This window comes from Acidobacteriota bacterium, from assembly GCA_012729555.1.
In the GTDB taxonomy this organism is placed as follows: Bacteria; Acidobacteriota; UBA6911; order UBA6911; family UBA6911; genus UBA6911.
On the sequence record JAAYCX010000093.1, the window covers coordinates 1 to 18,021 of the forward strand.

At 64.5% G+C, this 18,021-nt stretch carries 13 protein-coding genes; 5 read left to right on the forward strand and 8 right to left on the reverse strand.

Features of this window, described 5'->3' with window-relative positions; all coding sequences use genetic code 11:
- Window positions 1–441 (forward strand): IS110 family transposase (locus tag GXY47_16190; protein ID NLV32683.1); only part of this gene is annotated, 441 nt, incomplete at its 5' end.
- Between the two features lie 391 nt (window positions 442–832).
- On the forward strand, window positions 833–1,918 hold the full coding sequence (locus GXY47_16195) for an IS5 family transposase (protein NLV32684.1): 1,086 nt from the start codon (window positions 833–835) through the stop codon (window positions 1,916–1,918).
- Between the two features lie 459 nt (window positions 1,919–2,377).
- Here GXY47_16195 and GXY47_16200 read toward each other — a convergent pair whose 3' ends face one another.
- The 8 genes from GXY47_16200 to GXY47_16235 form a co-directional block, all read right to left on the reverse strand.
- Window positions 2,378–3,760, reverse strand: a complete 1,383-nt coding sequence (locus tag GXY47_16200; protein NLV32685.1) for an oligosaccharide flippase family protein — start codon at window positions 3,758–3,760, stop codon at window positions 2,378–2,380.
- Window positions 3,761–3,772: 12 nt separating this feature from the next.
- Window positions 3,773–4,909: a UDP-N-acetylglucosamine 2-epimerase (non-hydrolyzing) gene (wecB, locus tag GXY47_16205; protein ID NLV32686.1), complete on the reverse strand. Its 1,137-nt coding sequence runs from the start codon at window positions 4,907–4,909 to the stop codon at window positions 3,773–3,775.
- A 317-nt stretch (window positions 4,910–5,226) separates the two neighbouring features.
- Entirely contained in the window at window positions 5,227–5,712 is a 486-nt protein-coding gene (locus GXY47_16210; protein NLV32687.1) for a hypothetical protein, read from the reverse strand.
- Window positions 5,713–5,716: 4 nt separating this feature from the next.
- The gene (locus GXY47_16215) at window positions 5,717–6,544 is read right to left on the reverse strand and encodes a hypothetical protein (GenBank protein NLV32688.1); all 828 of its coding nucleotides are present in this window, start codon (window positions 6,542–6,544) and stop codon (window positions 5,717–5,719) included.
- Window positions 6,545–6,551: 7 nt separating this feature from the next.
- Window positions 6,552–7,688 (reverse strand): undecaprenyl/decaprenyl-phosphate alpha-N-acetylglucosaminyl 1-phosphate transferase, encoded by a 1,137-nt coding sequence (locus GXY47_16220; protein NLV32689.1) that lies wholly within the window; start codon window positions 7,686–7,688, stop codon window positions 6,552–6,554.
- A 10-nt stretch (window positions 7,689–7,698) separates the two neighbouring features.
- The gene (locus GXY47_16225; GenBank protein NLV32690.1) at window positions 7,699–10,050 is read right to left on the reverse strand and encodes a polysaccharide biosynthesis tyrosine autokinase; all 2,352 of its coding nucleotides are present in this window, start codon (window positions 10,048–10,050) and stop codon (window positions 7,699–7,701) included.
- Window positions 10,051–10,302: 252 nt separating this feature from the next.
- On the reverse strand, window positions 10,303–11,265 hold the full coding sequence (locus GXY47_16230; protein NLV32691.1) for a hypothetical protein: 963 nt from the start codon (window positions 11,263–11,265) through the stop codon (window positions 10,303–10,305).
- A 143-nt stretch (window positions 11,266–11,408) separates the two neighbouring features.
- Window positions 11,409–11,669, reverse strand: a complete 261-nt coding sequence (locus tag GXY47_16235; GenBank protein ID NLV32692.1) for a ribbon-helix-helix protein, CopG family — start codon at window positions 11,667–11,669, stop codon at window positions 11,409–11,411.
- A gap of 657 nt (window positions 11,670–12,326) precedes the next feature.
- On the opposite strand from GXY47_16235, the gene GXY47_16240 reads away from it, so the two are divergent.
- From GXY47_16240 to GXY47_16250, 3 genes are all read left to right on the forward strand, one after another.
- Window positions 12,327–14,756, forward strand: a complete 2,430-nt coding sequence (locus tag GXY47_16240; GenBank protein ID NLV32693.1) for a DUF4388 domain-containing protein — start codon at window positions 12,327–12,329, stop codon at window positions 14,754–14,756.
- 344 nt (window positions 14,757–15,100) lie between these two features.
- Entirely contained in the window at window positions 15,101–16,843 is a 1,743-nt protein-coding gene (locus tag GXY47_16245; protein ID NLV32694.1) for a thiamine pyrophosphate-binding protein, read from the forward strand.
- A 34-nt stretch (window positions 16,844–16,877) separates the two neighbouring features.
- Window positions 16,878–18,021: hypothetical protein (locus GXY47_16250; GenBank protein NLV32695.1), on the forward strand; the 1,144-nt coding region annotated here is incomplete at its 3' end.

Consider the following 18,021-nt stretch of genomic DNA (forward strand, 5'->3'; position numbering starts at 1 on the left):
GCCAAGATATCCGCGGTAACGATCATGGCTGAAGTGGGAGAGGTTTCCCGATTCAAGACGGCAAGGCAGCTTATGGGATACAGCGGGGTGGTTTCCCGCGAATGTTCCAGCGGAGAGCGCACACGTCGGGGAGGAATCACCAAAACCGGCAATGCGCATCTGAGGCGCATCATTGTTGAGGCCGCCTGGTCCTACCGCCATCGTCCGAGTATTGGTACCGCGCTTAAGACGCGCCAGAAAACGGCCAGCGCGGAGGTGAAAGAAATTGCCTGGAAGGCCCAAAATCGATTGCATCGGCGTTACATGAGGCTTACGGCCAAAGGCAAGACAAAGCAAAAAGTGGTAACTGCCGTGGCCCGGGAGCTTCTTGGGTTTATCTGGGCTATTGGGGTTACGGTAGAACAAGGATATGGCTCAACTGCCAGCAAGCGGGCGGCATAAGCCCCTGGATTCAAACCAATGATGACGGTGAAGCAGGACAGACGGCAGTCGAGACGGCACACGGAAAGGAGAACCCTCGCTAATTGCTATGCGACAGGCCCTGTGGCTCGACTCGCGATACTAGTCCGAGGCAGCTCCCGACGAATCACGACCATGACGGCGGGCCATACGGCTCGATCCGCGAATATCAGAGTGATCAACCGTCGCAAAAGCTGTTTCGACTACCGCCTGCTCTGCTTCACCGGAAAGGCAAAAGATCTATAGGGTTAATACCCATTAATTGACAGGTCGTTCCATATCAGCAGGATGCTGAAAAAGTCGCCATTTTCATCCCAAATTGCGCAATAGGAATTGTCTCCTCAGACGTATATAGATGTTGAGGAGGAAATCGATGCGCGGAACGGATGAAAAGCAAGATTGGATGTTCAGTTACATTTCGGCGGAAAAGCGTGTTCCCAAGGACCATCCCTTGAGAGCTATCCGCACCATGGTGGATGCCATTCTTATGGAGATGTCTCCTGCCTTCGAAACGCTGTATTCCAAAGCCGGGCGTCCCTCGATCGCTCCCGAGAAACTCCTGCGCGCTCTTCTCCTTCAAGTGCTCTACACCGTACGCAGTGAGCGACTTCTCATGGAACAACTCGATTATAACCTGTTGTTTCGCTGGTTTGTTGGATTGAGCATGGATGACAAGGTTTGGGATGCCACGGTTTTCAGCAAGAATCGCGAGCGACTGCTTGATGGTGACATTGCCCGAATCTTTTTCGAACAAGTCCTCAGCCTGGCGCGATCCCAGCACATCCTTTCGAATGAGCACTTCACGGTTGACGGCACACTCATCGAGGCCTGGGCGGGACACAAGAGTTTCAAGAAGAAGGGAAGCAAATCGAGCGATTCCTCCGATGACCCAGGAAACCCGACCGTGGATTTCAGAGGAGAGAAGCGATCGAATGAAACCCATGAATCGACCACCGATCCTGACGCCAAGCTGTACAAGAAAGCCGCTGGCCAGGAATCGAAGCTGTGCTATCTCGGCCACTTGCTTATGGAAAACCGCAACGGTCTGGCCGTTAATGCCTGCATCACCAAAGCATCGGGCAGAGCTGAGCGACAGGCCGCGATTGATATGCTTGAAGAATTGCCGGGAAAAGCGCGCGTTACTTTGGCTGCAGACAAAGGCTATGACACCAATGAATTTGTAGAGAAGACGCGAAGCCTGAACGTGACGCCTCATGTGGCGCAAAACAACACGAACAGAGCGAGTGCGATCGACAACCGCACAACCCGTCATTCCGGATATGCGGTCAGCCAGAGAAAGAGAAAGCGGGTCGAAGAAATTTTCGGCTGGCTGAAGACTGTTGGCTTTCTCCGGAAGACAAGGCATCGAGGAGTAGATCGCGTTGGCTGGATGTTTACCTTCGGAGTCGCGGCTTATAATCTGATCCGAATGCGAAACATGATGGAGGCTCCCGCATGAAAACGGGGGAAATCCCCGGCCAGCAGCATGGCCGGGGGGATTTTGGGGGACATTACCCCCTTCTCGAACACTGTTTTCTCGAAAATCTGAACTCATGACCGCTTCTGAGTCTTTATTGAATGATAAATCTGCTGAAAATCTCAATTTTTCAGCAGCCTGCTAGCTTGGATTGCGTTTGTGCAGGTCTTTCGGGCGCAGTAGGGGCCGGGATGGGCATCTGTTAATGTCGATGCCTCCACTGCGGTCGCCAGCCTTTTTATCGGGCGCCTGGTCTTGTGACTTCTTGAGATCGCGCACATCCTGTTCGATAGCTCTTTCAGAAAAGCGCTTGAGGAAGCCTGATCGGAAATCGTTCAGATTCGACAACACTGGCAGAGTGCGTCCATTTTGGAGGAGTGGCCTGCGACAGGCCTTCCTCTCGGGATAATGCGTTGGTTGACAGTTCGTTAGTGCCACGGCTTATCTCTTTTGTTGATTAGCGTTTTGGCACGGGTAGCCGACCAGCGTATTCATATATAGGGCTTGCCAGATGCTATGACAAAGATAGGAGAAAAGCATAGAAACTGCCAAGCCGTTAGCTCCGTACCCTTGTCTCGTTGTTAAGGCAGCTGAGATTAGCAGAACTATTGCCCAAAAAAGATTAAAGGAAAAGCCAATCCACATTTTGCCTTTGCTGGTGATTGCCTGGCCAACAATGGAATTTAATGAAATAAGGACTGTGGTCAGACTGAGAATGCATAGCGTTAAGGATCCTTCCCTGAAGCCAGGTCCGTAGAGCTGCATAATCCATCTGGAAAGAATGGCGATTGGAACCGCTATGATCATTGCAGCCGTGCCATTGAGTAGGGCGTTATACTTTAATGCCTTCATATAACCATGTTGGTCCTTTCGGGAATCAAAATCTGAGAGCATGGGCAGGGCGATGGTTCCGACCATCCCTGGCAAAAAGAGAATGGCAGCGCGCCATTGATTGGCCGCATCAAATAGGCCCATCTGTGCGTAGCCGCCGGGGTGATTAACCAGCATGGCATTACAGGCCCATAGGACAGGGCTGACCATAATTCCTGATAGGGCGGCGGGAAAGCTGAATTTCCAGAGTATGGGCCATTCCTGAAAGCAATTCTTCAGGGTAAAGAGAATGCGGTTCTGTGCGGCGGTTCTGCGTAAGGCCAGGTGGTTGAAGAGCCAGTTGATTGCCATATTCAGGCCCAGCGCCCAGATGGCTCCGCGCAAGCCGTAGAAATAGGCGCCGGCCACGAGGAATGGAAAGGAGAGCAACGCGACCTTGAAATTTACAATGGCTATGGTCTTGAAGGCCTCGAACCCGGCTAATGCGCCGGTTTGGGCCCCATTCATTGCGCTGAGCAGCAGAATGACCGCTCCGATTCTCAACTCACCGGCAAGGTGAGGGGCGTTTATCGTTTTCGCGGCCACCCATGGGGCCACTGCGATAAGCAGCAGGGCAATCAGCAATCCACTTACAAAAGCAAAGAGGCCGGAGAGTGCCATTATACGTCCGGCTCGCTGGGGATCCACGGTCCGGAATTGGGCTACGTGTTTGGTTGCGGTCATGCCGAGCCCGAAGCCCGCGAAAACCAGAAACATCTGTGCCGTGGAACGGATCATTCCATATTCGCCGTAAATTTCCCGTCCCAATATCCGCGCAATAAGAATTGAGGCCAGAAGCATGAGGCCCCGGGATACTACTCCGCCCATCAGCGACCAAAAAGCCCCTCTTGCCAGGCGGCTGCCGATGGCTGAGGATTCGATCCTGTCCCAAAAAGGTTTTAGGGCAGCGGGGCAGAATCTGTATAAGTGGTAGCGTATGCTGAAATTAGACATGAATTGTTGGGCTTATTGAAGCAGGTGCCGGATTTGGTTTGAGGCGTTGCCATCGCCGTAAGGGTTATGTGCCGCACTCATGGAGTGATAGACGCCTTCATCGGCGAGTAATTGATGTGTCACCTCCGTAATTGCTGAAAAGGCCGTCCCCACCAGCTTCACCGTCCCCGCCTCAACCGCTTCCGGTCTTTCTGTCGTGTCGCGCATGACGAGGACCGGTTTGCCCAGGGAAGGCGCCTCTTCCTGGACTCCGCCGGAATCGGTCAGGATCAGGTGGGAGCGGTTCATCAGGAAGACGAAGGGGGCGTAATCCAGGGGGGCGATCAGGTGGATGTTGTTGGCATCGGCCAGAAGGCGGCGGACCGGTTCCTGGACGTTGGGGTTGAGGTGTACCGGGTAGACGATGTCGATCTCGGGGTGCTCGGCGGCGATGGCTTTGAGGGCGTGGCAGATGTTTTCAAAGCCTTGGCCGAAGTTTTCCCTGCGGTGGCCGGTGACGAGGATGAAACGGGTCCCGTCGAGGGGCCGGGCGAGGGAGGGGAAGCGGGCGAGGAGGTCCCGGGTGATCTCTTTCTCCAGGTTGCGGCTCCGGATGGTTTCCAGGGTCAGAAAGAGCGCGTCGATGACGGTGTTGCCGGTGACGTGGATGCGGCCCGGGTCGACCCCTTCGTTGAGGAGGTTTTGGCGTGAGCGCTCGGTCGGGGCGAAGTGGAGATCGGCGACGGTGCTGGTGATCCGGCGGTTGATCTCCTCCGGGAAGGGGGCGAACTTGTCGCCCGTGCGCAGGCCCGCTTCGATATGCCCCACCGGGATCTTCAGGTAGAAGGATGCAAGCGAACCGGCCATGGTGGTGGTGGTGTCCCCCTGGACCAGGACCAGGTCCGGTTTTTCCTCCTGCAATACTTTCTTTAAACCGTTCAGGACATTGGAGGTAACGTCGAACAGGTCCTGGCCCGGCTTCATGATGTCCAGGTCGTGATCGGGCCGGATGGCGAAGAGCTGCAGTACCTGGTCGAGCATTTCCCGGTGCTGGGCGGTCACGCAGACACGGCTCGAGAAGGCGTCGGGGTGTTTTTCCAGCTCTTTGATGACCGGGGCCATCTTGATGGCTTCGGGCCGGGTGCCGAATATCGAAAGGATCTTTTTCATGAAAGCGTCAGACTCGAAAGGGAATTAATGTGTATCCCTGCGCAAAAGTCATGCGTATTCGAGCTCCCTTTTTTCAAGGGATTCGGGTGTCAGGAGCGTCATCACCCCATCCTCCCCGGAGAGGATGCGGGAGGCGAGGGGGCCGTCGGAGCCTGCGAGGAGGGCACTGGGTGTGCCCGGGGATGTCGTTTTGTTCCCACGCCTGGAGGCGGGGGTGGAGGAACTGGCAGAAGGCGCAGTCCGGGTTCCAGAGGAGGGGGTGTCGGCGTAGCGACAGATCTCGGGGATGGGGCGGGTTTCGGCCGATGGCTCGTACATCAGCGCCCCGTTGTTTCCTGATCCGGAGGTGCGGCGAACTTGACCAGCGCCTCCAGATCCGGCTCGCATTCCCGGCGGGATTTCAATAGGGCTGCGGCCTCCTCGGAGCTCAAGCCTTGCGTTTTCATCAGGTAAGCGGCGGCGACGGTGGCGCTGCGGATGACGCCGGCGGAGCAATGGAGGTAGACGCGGGCCCAGGCTGGGGAGAGGGCGCGCTCCAAGGCGGCGACGGCTTCGGGGAGATGGCGCACGAGGTCGGGGCGGTCGAATTCGGTGATGGGGATCTGGATGTAGTCGAGGGCGGCTTCCTCGAGGGCCTTGTCGAGCTTTTTCGGGGAGACGCCGTGCTTTTTGAGGTCTTTGGGCGTCTGCAGGCACAGGACCGTGGTGATCCCCATCCGGCGGAGCTGACGGACGTCCTCGGGGTGGACCAGGGCCCCGACCCAGAGCCGGTCGTCGATGATCTGGTTGTAGTCGAAGAGCATAAGGCTAGTCGCGCTCCCCCTGCATCAGCCGCCGGGCGGCGAGCGGAATGGCGAACTTCTTTTCCCACGACGGGATGCGGAGCTGGTCCGAGTCGCCCCAGGTGCGCAGTTCCGGAAAGACGTGGACGGCGATGGCCAGCCCGTGCTCCACGTTCTCGAGGAGGTTGAGCCTCATCCCCAGGTCGAGGACCTCGCCGACCCGCACCCTGTCGCACCACAGCAGCAGCCCGAGCCCCAGGTGGGGCCAGAGGGAGGGGGTCGGGGACGCCTGCGGGTTGCCCAGATGGGCGGCCAGCAGCGCGAGGAGCAGGGGGGGCTTCGGCCTCCGCCAGACCGACGGGCCGAGTTCGGCCCTTTCCGACCACCCGGCCTCCGGCGGGGGGAGGGTTTCCCGCGCCTTCTCGGTCAGATAGGTGCCGTCGGGGAGGAGGGCGCCCCAGTGGGTCGCGGGAAAGGCCCCCGCGTCCCCGTACACCCCCGCCAGGGCGCCCCAGTCCCCGGTGAGAACGGAGGTCTCCGGCGCCGCGCCGGCCCCGCGGACCAGTGCGGCAAGCTCCCCCAGCTGCGCGAGATTGCGCTCCAGGCAGCGGCGGTTGGCCAGAAAGAGGGAGCCGACCGAGACCGGGATCGCCGCGGGTTCGAACTTCGAGCCGTCGATCAGCCGGTGCAAGGCCGAACCGAAGGGGAGGAGAAAGCGCTCGGGCACGTTCGCCTCGCGCGCGCGCACCAGGGCCTTGATCCGCCGCATCAGCGGATAGTCCTCCCCCCGCAGGACGCGTGCGTGCCGGCGCACGAGATCGGAGATGTGTACGACCTGGACCGACGTCACCATGGAAGAGTCAATTCCCGTGCTGCTCCCCGAACAGGAGCGCTTTCAACTTTTTACGTTTGTTGATGGGGGCCGACAGGACCTCGGCGTGAAGGCCGAGGTGGCGGATGGCGAAGACCACGGCCAGTTCGAACAGCATGAAGGCGATCCCCAGGGCCATGTTGCGGTAGGTGGCCGCGATGAGGGCCAGCGCGCAGAAGGTGACGGTCACGGCGTAGATGCCGACGACGATGCGGGAGCGGTTGAGTCCCAGGCGCAGCATCAGGTGGTGCAGGTGGCTGCGGTCGGCGCGGAACACGGAAGCCACCCGCCGCAGCATCGGGGTCCGGATCTTCTTCCGGAAGCGGAACACCATCACCAGCAGGGTGTCGAACACCGGCAGCCCCAGCGCGAGGATCGGGAAGAGGATGGCGGCGACGGCCGAGATCTTCAGCGAGGCGTGCACGCTCACGATCGCGAGCAGGAACCCGAGGGTGAGAGACCCGGAGTCGCCGAGGTAGATCTGCGCCGGCGACCAGTTCTTGCGCAAAAAGCCGAGGCAGGCGCCCACCATGGTACTCATCGCGACGGCCGCGACGATGTTGCCCGTGCCCAGGGCGAAGATCCCGAGCCCGGTGGCGATGATGGCCGTCACCCCGCCGGCGAGCCCGTCGAGCCCGTCGAGCAGGTTCACGGCGTTGGTCACCCCCACGATCCAGAGCAGGGTCAGGATCCAGCAGGGGGTCTCGAATTCGGGTCCGAGGAAGGGGAGGCTCGAAGGGTTGATGCACCAGCCGGCCCGGATCACCACCACCGCCGCGATCGCCTGGAGCGCGATCCGGAACAGCGGGGAGAGGCCGACGGTGTCTTCGATGAGGCCGCAGGCGAAGACGATGCCGACGGCCAGGGGGATCGCCACCAGCTCGAGCGGCGTCAGGTGGGTGGTCCAGTGGTTCCATAGGAGGACCACCAGGACCGCCTGGGCCGTGAGCATCCCGGCGATGACGGCCACCCCCCCGAGGCGGGGGATCCCCTCGGCCTGCAGCCGCCTTCCCCCCGGGTAATCGACGGCCCGGACGGCCAGGGCCAGCCTGCGGATCAGGGGGAGAAAGGCGCTGGTGATCGCCAGCGCCATGAGCACGCCGGCAAGGAGATAGAGGTAGATCATCGGGTCCCGGTCAGGAGGCTTTGGCCGACGGGTTGTCGTTCACGTACGAATGGTAATCGTAATACTGGTGGTAGTAGTGGCTGTAGGCCGTGGCACGCAGGTCGACGCTGTTGCAGACGACGCCGAGGATCCGGGCGTGCACCATCTCCAGGTTCTTCCTGGCCCGCCGCAGGATCTCGGGCGGGTTTTCGCCCCCCTTGGAGACCAGGATCACGCCGTCGCTCAGCGGGGCCACGATCAGCGGGTCGGTCACGGACATCAGCGGCGGGGTGTCGAGGAAGATGAAGTCGAAGGTGTCGGCCGCCCCCTCCAGGGCGTCCTGCATCCGCTGCGAACCGAGGAGTTCCCCCGGGTTGGGCGGCGTCGTCCCCGCGTGGACCACGAAGAGGCCGGGCACCTGGCTTTCTTCCACGACGTCGACGAGGTCCACCTGGCCGGTCAGGTATTCGCTCAGGCCCGAGCTTCCTTGGGTATTGAAGATCTTGTGGATGCGGGGCCGGCGCATGTCGCAGTCCACCACCAGTACCTTTTTGCCCGTCTGCGCGAGGCTGAGGGCGATGTTGCAGGTGGTGGTCGTCTTCCCCTCCCCCGCCTTGGAGGAGGTGACCATGATGATCTTCGGGGGGGTCCCCGGGGTGGACAAAAGGAGCGCCGTACGCACCCCGCGGTAGGCTTCGGCGATCAGGCTGCTGCCGGCGGTGAGGGCCGCCAGCTCCACCCCCTGCGCCGCGAGCGCCTCGGAGCGGCGCCCCTTGCGCAGCCGGCCGTACCCCCCGCGCGCCGACTGCAGGCTCGGGATCAGGCCGAGGGAGGGGAGGCCCACCCGCTCTTCGATCTCTTCGGGCGTCTTCAGGCTGTTGTCGAGGTAGTCGAGGAAGAAGGCGAGCCCCACCCCTCCCATCCCCCCCAGGAGCAGCGCGAGCGCCAGCGTCCGGGGGATGTTCGGGGCGTGGGGGAGCTTGGGGGTCTCGGCCCGGTCCACGATCCGGATGTTGCTCGATTTCAGCCCGGCGGCCACTCCCGCTTCCTTCATGCGCTGCAGCAGCCCGTCGTAGAGCTCCTTGTTGGTTTCCGCCTCCCGCTTGAGGATGTTGTAGTGGATGCCCGCCTCGCTCATCTGGTCCGCCAGCTTCTTCTGGCCGTCGAACGCCCGGGCGAGGCGGTTTTCGGTGTCCAGGGCGGTCTCGTACTCCGCGCGCGCGTTGGCGATCGCCAGGCCGCGCTCGTGGCGGAGCTGCTCCCGGGCCCGGCGGACGCGCGACTCGAGCTGCCTGACCTGCGGCATGGCGGGACCGAGCTGGGCCGAAAGGCGGGCCAGCTCCTGCTCGTCGTTGAGGAGGGCGGCTTCTATTTTTTCGATCAGGGGGGTGCGCAACGCCTGGGGGAAATCGTCCGGCGTGGTCTGCGCGATCGTCCGGTAGACCGATTCCTTGGCCATCCGGAGCGCGCGCGCCTCGGTCAGCTTGGCGTTAATGTCCCCGAGCGCCTGGGTGATCACGTCCTGCTTCTCGCCGAGGCTCACGATGCTGTGCTTGCGGGCGTAGTCGATCAGCTCGTTGTCGCTCTTCTCGACCTTTACCTTGAGGTCCACCAGCTGCTTCTGCAGGAAATCGGTCGCGCGGGTGGTCGCGTCGAACTTTGCCTGGAAGTTGTACTGGATGTACTCGGCGCAGATGGTGTTGACGATGCGGGCGGCCCGCTCCGGGTCGCGCGAGAGGTAGCTCAGCTCGACCACGCGCGTGTTCCGCTCCGGGGTCACGGTCAGGTTGCGGAGCAGCTTGTCGATCGCCGCCTGCTTTTTCTCCTCCGGGCTCCAGGCGCCGGCCGCTCCGGGTGCGGCGGGGGCGTAATGACTCCCCATCGACAGCCAGCGGGTCAGCATCCCGGTGCTTTTCGGTTCGATGAAGGGGTCGGGGAGGTCGTCCCGGTCGAGGCCGAGGGTTTCCACCACCCGGGCGGCCAGGGTGCGGCTGGTGATGTGTTTGATCTGGGTCTCCACGTACTCGTCGTAGTTGGAGCCCCCCCCGCCCAGGATCTGGTCGTAGGGGAGGATGTTCTCCGCCTGCGACTCGAGCTCGATCTGGGTTGCGGCCAGGTAGAGCGGGGTCTTGTACCAGACGTAGGCGACCGCCACGGCCAGGGCGGCGGCCAGCACCGCGAGCGCCGCCCACTTGCGCCGGACCAGGATGAGCCAGTATTCGCGCAGGTGCTTCCCCTCCTCCGCCGCCATCATGTACTCGGGAGGGTAGGCGTAGGGGTCGAAGGGGCCGGGCGGCATCGGGATCGTGCCCGCCGGGACGAGGGCCCCGGCAGGCGGCCGGTCGCCGCGGCGGTTCTGGTTGCCATTGTTTTCTTCAGACATGATCACCTCACCCCTGCATCATTTCTGGACATCCACTCATTGCACAAATGCCGGACGACAAATCCTGGACATCCACCAATTCACCAAAGCCCCGGCCAACAAATCCTGGACATCCACCAATTCACCAAAGCCCCGGCCAACAAATCCTGGACACCCACGCATTGCCGCGGCTGTGGACACCCGCGGGCCGGGAAAAAGTGTGGATGTCCATGATTTGCCTCCCGGGCCCTGGTCCGTCCCCAAAATGGCGGATTATCGCAACAGGCCCCAGGTGAAGATGTTGGGGGCCTGGTTGACGAACCCCCAGCCGATGCTCTTGGCGGTGCTGCCGGAGACGTAGATCATGTCCTCCGGCCGGAGCGCGATGTCGGGCTTCTTCCCTTTGAGGATGTCGCCCAGGTTGACGGCCGTGCGCTCGACCGAGCCGTCGGGCGCCTGGCGCACCAGCCACGCTTCCTTCATCTTCGCGGTCTTGGTCGGGCCGCCGGCCATCGCCAGGGCGCGGGAGAGGCTGATTTCCCCCTCGAGCGGCCATTCGAAGGCTCCGGGCTTGCCGACATCGCCGATGACATAGACCGCCTGGGCCTCCCGCTGGGGCACGCCGATCACGTCCCCGGGCATGACCGGCAGGTCGAGCGTCACGTTCCCCTCCGCCATCAGTTTTCTCAGGTCGACCTCGATTGAGTAAGGCCGGGCGCCGGGGGCAAGGCCGTAGCTGCGCTGGATGACGGCGGTGGTCCCCGCGGAGGCGTAGTCGAGCCCCCCGGCCGCGGCGATGGCGGAGACGAGGGTCACCGGGCCGATGATTTCGAACTGCCCCGGCTTCTTGACCGCCCCCAGCACCGAGTACATGCGGCTCAGCGGCTCCTTGAGCACGACGAGGACCTGCGGGTCCCGGACGTAGTCGGGGTCGAGCAGGTCCGCGAGGTTTTCCTCCAGCTGCCCCGGGGTCAACCCCTCGGCCCGGACGTTGCCGAGAAAGGGGAGCCGGATGGTGCCGTCGGCGCCCACGCGGGCGGGGAGGGTGAAATCCTCGACCCCCGCGACGGAGATTTCGAGCAGGTCGCCCGCGCCGAGGCTGAACTCGGCCGGCTGGCCCGTGGCGGCAACGACGGCGGATGGCCCCGGCGCCATCCGGGCCACCGGGGCGGGTTCCTCCGAAAATCCAGGGGCCGCGATCAGGGCCGACAGAAGCGCGATGAGGATCGCTCGCATTGTTTTTCTCCTTCGGCGGACGGCTGCGGAAAAGGTCCCGCCTGCCGCCCTTTACCGGATACTACCCGGGTCGGGGCAGGTTGTGTTGAGGAAGGTGGCGGTTTGGTGACCGGGGCCACAATTTGAGGGCCACGGCGTGGGCATCAGTCGAGTTTCCGGCTCAGGCGCCCCACCTTGCGGTCCAGCTCCTCGAGGCGGCGGTTCAGGCCGTCGAGGCCCGCGACTTTTGCCTCCAGGTCCTGGGAGTCGTGCCCGATTTCGGGCACAGGGGCCAGCACGGCCGCGCGCACGAAGTCGGAAAGACTGCGCGCCCCCTCGCGGACGGAGCGCTCCATGAGGGTGTCGTATTCCTCTTCGGAAAGCCGGACGCTCAGCACCCGGTTCCGGCACACGAATACGGGCATGATGAATTCCTGGTGTCGGCGATCGGGCGGATGCGCTCCCGCCCCTTCAGTCACAGGGAGGGGTCCCCCGGACCTCCTGGGTTGGCGCGCCAAGGCGCGCTCTGGCACGTTCCCGGTGCGAGTGGCGAGGGAGCGTGCCCGACATTCGTATGACGAGAAGCTGCGCCCCGGCCCCCGAAGGCAGGAAAAGCCCGCCCGGGGGCTCCCGGTTTCTCGTCACAGATTTTGGGGTTGTGTGAATCCGGACCTTCCGAATCCATCCGGCGCTTACAGCGCCCACCTGATCCTAGTACGATGCTCCGGTTTTGTAAACCACTTATCTTACAGGAATTGTAAATAAGTAATTGCAAAAAAAATGCAAATTTTTGCCTGCGCCCTGACGATCAGGGTTCCAATCCCCTCAGGCCCTTCATCGACCTCCCTCCGGGATTCCTTAGATTTTGGACATCCACCATCTCGGGAAAAGAGTGGATGTCCATGATTTGGTTGATCGAGCGGGAATCCTGGGCGGGAAGTCCTGGACATCCACGGATCAGGGAAGAATGTGGCTGTCCAGAAACTGAGCGGGCGGGCGAAAATGGTGGATGTCCAGGATTAGGCGGTGGGTGTAAGATTAGGGCGTCTGACCGCGCGCGATCTCGAGATAATAAGGAGCCTATGGATCCATCGGATGCCGATGCCGTTCTCGGCGAGGCCTTGTCGGTAATGGGGCAATTCCTGTCCGATACGGTTCCTCCCGTGCAGGCGGCCGATGCGGTGAGCGATCTGATCGGGCGCCCGCCCGAGACGGCGGCGACGGGAATCATCCGCTGGGTCTCCTCTCGGTTCCAGGGGGCGGACGCCTCCGTCGCCGACTACGTCTTTCACGCCGCGAGCAAGCTCCGCTACCTCTCCCATCTCGAATTGATCCCGGCCGACCGTCTTGCACCCTGGATCGAAGGGGTGGAGCGCCTGCTCGTCGAATACTGCCCGCCGGAGGAGCGCGCGACGCTGCTCGAAAACCTGGAGCGCCTGGCCCTCGGGCGGGTGGATCTCGACGCGCCGGTCGATTTGATCCGCCGCCGCATGCGCCCCGCTCGGGCGGGAGAGGTCGACGGCGGGACGGAAACGCGTGCCCGACGCATGCGCCTGCTCGAAAAGCGGCTGGCGGAAGCCGTCCGCAGGCCCGCTCCGGCCGCCGCGGGTCCTGCCGGCGAGGGATATTCCGAAGCGGACGCCGTTCCGCACCTGATCGCCAACGCCGTCAGCCAGGCGCGTGACAGCGGGGAGTTCGCACGGCTCCAGGAAAACCTGCGCGCCCTGGGAATCGAGGCGGAGACGGACCAGATCTTCCGCAAGCTGGGTCAGAGCCTTCCGGGGTGGATGATGGCCACCACCGGGGAGGGGGCGGTCGACTCGCGCAACCCCGCGGTGGAGGCGATGCGCCAGATCATTCGCCTGGCCGAAAACCGCTGGGACGGCTATCGACGCTTCCAGGACATGGTGCAGGCGGCGGTGGAGCAGTTCAACGCGGGGTCACTCGCCCGCGCCGCCACCATGTTCGACCTCGCCCTGGAGATCGGTTCGGGAGAGAGCGTGGACGTGGAGGCGGTGGCCGGCGTGCGCCGGAGCGCGCATGCCTCGCTCAATCCCGATCTGCTGCGGACTTTCGCCCGCGAAAGCGACCGGCGCCCGCTCCTGGTCCGCGTGCTCCGTTTCTTCGATGAATTCTCTGCCGAAAACCTGCTCGAGCGGCTGCGCACCGAAGAGCAGCGGGACCGGCGCCGGCTCCTGCTCGACCTGCTGGAGGTGCATGGGGCGCCGGCCCGCCGGTTGGCGTTCGAACGGCTGGGCCAGAAGGAGGCGGACCTGGTCTCGGACTGGCATTTTACCCGCAACCTGATCACCATCCTTTCACGGATCCCCTCCCCGAGCGAGGTCCCACCCGGCGAGGAAATTGCGCGGGTGGCTCCGCTGACGCGCCTCGACCTGCCGGCTCCGTTGGTCCGGGAGACTATCAAGCTCGCGGGGCAGGCGCGCTGCCCCGAAGCGGAGGCCCTGCTCCTCCACCTTGCGGACGCACTTGAGAGGGTGGCCCCGGGAAAGCCTCAGATGCTGTCTCTGCTGGACCGGACCCTCTACGCTCTGGCGCAGCTGGGAACTCCGAAGGCCAACCTGCGGGTGGCCCGGCACGGAATTGGGGAGGGTTCGAAACTGGGAGAGACGGCGGCGCGGCTGGGCTATCTCGGGGGCCGGGACCTCGGCGAAGACCGGGAAACGCTCTCCCTGCTGCTGAAGGCGCTCAAGGACGCCATGCCGAAGCGGATTCTGGGGTTGACGCTGCAGAAGAACGAGGAGTTGATGCTGGGCGTCCTCCGGGGGCTTTCCTCCACGCCCGACCCGGCCGTACAGCAGCTGCTCGAGACGATCGCGTCGCGCTACCCCGGTGAGCGGTTCGGGGAGGTGGCGGCGGAGACCCTGCGGGGATTCGATTCGGCGGAGAGGGCGGGGGGACCGGCGGAGCGCACGCTGGCCGGCGACCTGGAGCTTTTCGGGTTACCCGACCTGCTGCGGCGGCTCGGCGGGCTGGAGGCGACGGGGATGCTGGTGCTGCGCAGCCCGACCGGGACCCTGAACGGGACCATGGGGCTGGTCGCGGGGGGGCTCGAGAGCTGCACGGCGGGCCTGCTCGAAGGGGTGGAGGCGGCCTGGCAGCTGCTTGAGCGGCCGGCGGCCGGGACTTTTTCCTTCCAGGGACGCAGGAAAGATGTGGTGAGAGATGTGGACATCCACTCATCGGGGGAGGGACGGGGGGAAAGAGGGGGGGGCAACAATCTGCAGGAGGTGCTGGCTGAAGGGATGCGGCGCTACGATGAACTCGAGCGGGCGCGGGCGTTCGTGCCCGATTTCGCCCTCCTCCATCGCAAGGGGCCGGAGCCGCTCCCGGAGGAAGATCCTGAGGAGCAGGCTCTGGCGGCGCAGATCTGGCCCCGCACGGCCGGCGGGATCACCCCAGAGGAGTGCGAGGCAGCCTGCTCGACGGACGCCTGGAGGGTCCGGCGCCTGCTCGCCCGCTGGGTCGAGGAGGAGATCCTGGACGTCAGCTAGCAGGCCGCCGGAAATTGTGGACATCCACCTATTCAAATCATGGACATCCACCTTTTTCGGGGCCTGGGCCTGAGGCCGCGGCCGGGACGGCGGTCCGTGACAGGGCGGACGCCGGCCGATATGCCTTCGCAATGAATAAGTTATAGCAAATTTAAATGGATGGTGGACATGGTCCCGGAATCCCTTTATAAAGGAAGGCCCAGGCCGGGATTTGAGTGGATGTCCAAGATTCTCTCCAGGATTCCCGCCGTGGGGAGGATGGTGGGGCTGACCAATCGGTGGGTGTCCAGGATTTTCCGGGAATCGGTCAAAAGGTGGGTGTCCAGGATTTGAGGGGGATGGGAATGGGGCGTTGCACCGTTGCGGAGGAGCTGCTGGACCGGTTTCACCGGTCGGGCACGGGCGTCATTTTTGCCGTCCCCGGTGCGCAGGTGGACCCCCTGCTCGTGGCAGCGGCGCGCGACGGGCGCTTCCGGCTGGTCCTGGCCTCGCACGAGCAGGGGGCGGGCTACATGGCCGACGGCTACGCCCGCATGACGGGCGGGCCGGCCGTGGCGGTGGCCATCAACGGGCCGGGGGCCACCAATTTCGTCACCGCCGCCGTCACGGCGCGGATCGACCGCAGCCCGGTCCTGTTTCTGACCGGCGACTCCCCGTCGGGGCTCCGGGGTTGCGGCTGCTTTCAGGGCTCGGATGCCCTCGCCGGCAACGCCATCCTGCGGGCCGCCGTGGGGGATTCGGTCCAAGCCACCCGACCGGCCGCGCTCGAGGCCGCCCTCGACCGGTTCGAGCGGAGGCTCGGGTCGGCCCCCCGCCCGCTGCACCTGAACGTTCCGGTCGATCTCCTTGCCGCTGCCTGCGCCCCCCTTTTCTTCGCCGACGCGGGCCCAAGCACCGAAGAGGCTGAAACCGGTCACGGGGCGGATGCCGGGCCGCTCCCCCCCGATCCCGGTGAGAAGAGCGTCCTGCTGGTCGGGGAGGAGGTGCGCACGCCCGCGGAGATGAGCGCATGCGCGCGCCTCGCCGAGGATTTCGACGTCCCGGTGGCCTGCACCTTCGGGGCCAAGAGGGTGCACTCCCTCCTCCCCGAGCGGCTGCGCCTCGGCGTCTTCGGCTACGCGGGGGGTCCCAGGGCCTACCGCGCCCTGCTCGATCCCGGGATCGAATCGCTGTTTGTCATAGGCGCGCCCCTGGACGAGCGGAACACGGCCGCCTGGCACCCCGATTTCTTCCACCCCGGCCGGAACGTCTGCCGCTTCAGCGCCGACCCGGAGAGCCGCAGGCGCGCCCCGCGCCCCGTCACCGAGATCGCGGCCGGGCCGATGGAGGCACTCCGGCTCCTGCGCGGGCACTGGGACCGTCCCCCCGGCCCGTGCCCCCAGCGGCGCCGCCGGCGCAGCGACTGGTGCCTCGATCTGCAGCGGCACCCCCTCGAGCCCGCCGTCCCCGCCTCGGGGGCCTTCACCATGAGCCGGGTCGTCCTCGCCATGCGGGAGGTCCTGCCGCCCGATTCCATTCTCTTTCTCGATTCCGGCGATCACCGCATCCACGCCGGCTTCTTCTGGTGGCCGGACGCGGAAGGGATGCTGGCCACCTCCCCGCAGTACGGCGCCATGGGGTGGGCGATCGGAGCGGCCATCGGCGCCTCCTTCGCCGCCGGGGACCGGCCCGTCTGGGTGATCACCGGGGACGGCTGCATGCAGATGCACGGCCTCGAGATGGCCGTGGCGGCCCGCTACCGCCGGCGCGTCGTCTTCCTCGTGAGCAACAACCGGGCCTATGGCCGGATAGCGGCCCGGATGCGGGCGGAGCCGCCCGGGGTGAGGGAAGCGGTCTCGGCCCTCCCCGAAATTTCCTGGACCGGTCTGGCCGAAAGCACCGGGGTCCGGGCGCACGCGGTCGCCTCGGCCGGGGAACTGCGCGGGGCGCTTGCGGCCGCGGCCGCCCACGACGGGCCCTCGCTCGTGGAAATGATGACGGAACCTGACGAAAGCCCCCTCTTCGAGCCGGCGGTCTTCACCTCCTGCCTTCCGGGAGTCTACGGCGAGCGCGTCCAGGCACTCCGGCGGCCCACCGGACGAACGTAACCGGCGAACGTAATCGGCGAGGGGAAGGGGAGAAATGACCGGACGCTTTCACATCATGGTCCTGAGCGGCGGCAGCCTGATCGGGCAGAACATCCTGGATTCGCTCGAGGGGCGGCGGGAGCGGGTCCGGCTGACGGGCGTCAACCAGCATGCGGACCACCCGCGCCTCTACCGCTACGACCGGGTGCACCTCTGCCCGCCGCTCGAGTCCGATACGTTCCGCCCCTTCCTGCTCGAACTCATTGAGCGGGAGCGGCCCGACGCCATCCTCCCCGGGCGGGATCACGACACGGTCGAACTGGCCGAGCTGGCGGCTGCCTCTCCGGAGCTGAGCCCCCGGATTCCCTGCGGCGACCCGGAGGCCGCCCGCACCATGAACGACAAGGGGCTGAGCTGCCGCTTTGCCGTGCGCCGCGGGCTCCCCTTCGCCCCCACCTGCCTCGTCGAGGACGAGGGGCGGGAGGCGGTCCGGGCCTGGGCGGCCGCGCAGGGATTTCCCCTCCTGGCCAAGCCGCGCCGGGGGTACGGGTCGCTGGGGGTGCGGATCCTGACCCGGTCGCGGCAGTTGGAGGCCTTTCTCGATCGGCACGGGGAAGGGTACATCCTCCAGAAGTACCTGGATCTCCGCCCGGAAAGGGAGCGCTTCATAGAGGAATACCTCCGTGATCTCGACTGCGGGGTCCCGCTCTTCTTCGACCTGCCCGAGGAAGGCCAGTACGCGGGCCAGGCCGTGATCGCTCCGGACGGCCGGGTGGGCCGGGTGTTCACCTCGGTCAACCGGATGGTGATCGGGCGCTGCGAGCGCTCCGCCCCCCACCTCGACCCGGCGCTCGAAGCCCTCACGAGGGCGTATGCCGAAGCGATGGCCTCTTCCGGCTGGCGCGGAATGTTCAACCTCCAGTGCCGGCGCACGCCCGACGGGTACGCGGCGCACGAAATGAACGGGCGGATGAGCGGGTCCACCTCCGCCCGACGCTGGCTCGGTTATGACGAGGTGCGGGAACTGGTCTCGGGCTTCTTCGGCGTCGACATCGGGCCCGACCGCCGGGAGGAGGGCGTCCCGCCCGGGGAGGGGGTGGTCTGCCGCTCGCTCAGCGACGATTTCGCGGCCCGCCGGGATCTGGAGCGGCTGGCGCACGACCGGTTTTGGGACCGGGATGCGAATCCTGGACACCCAC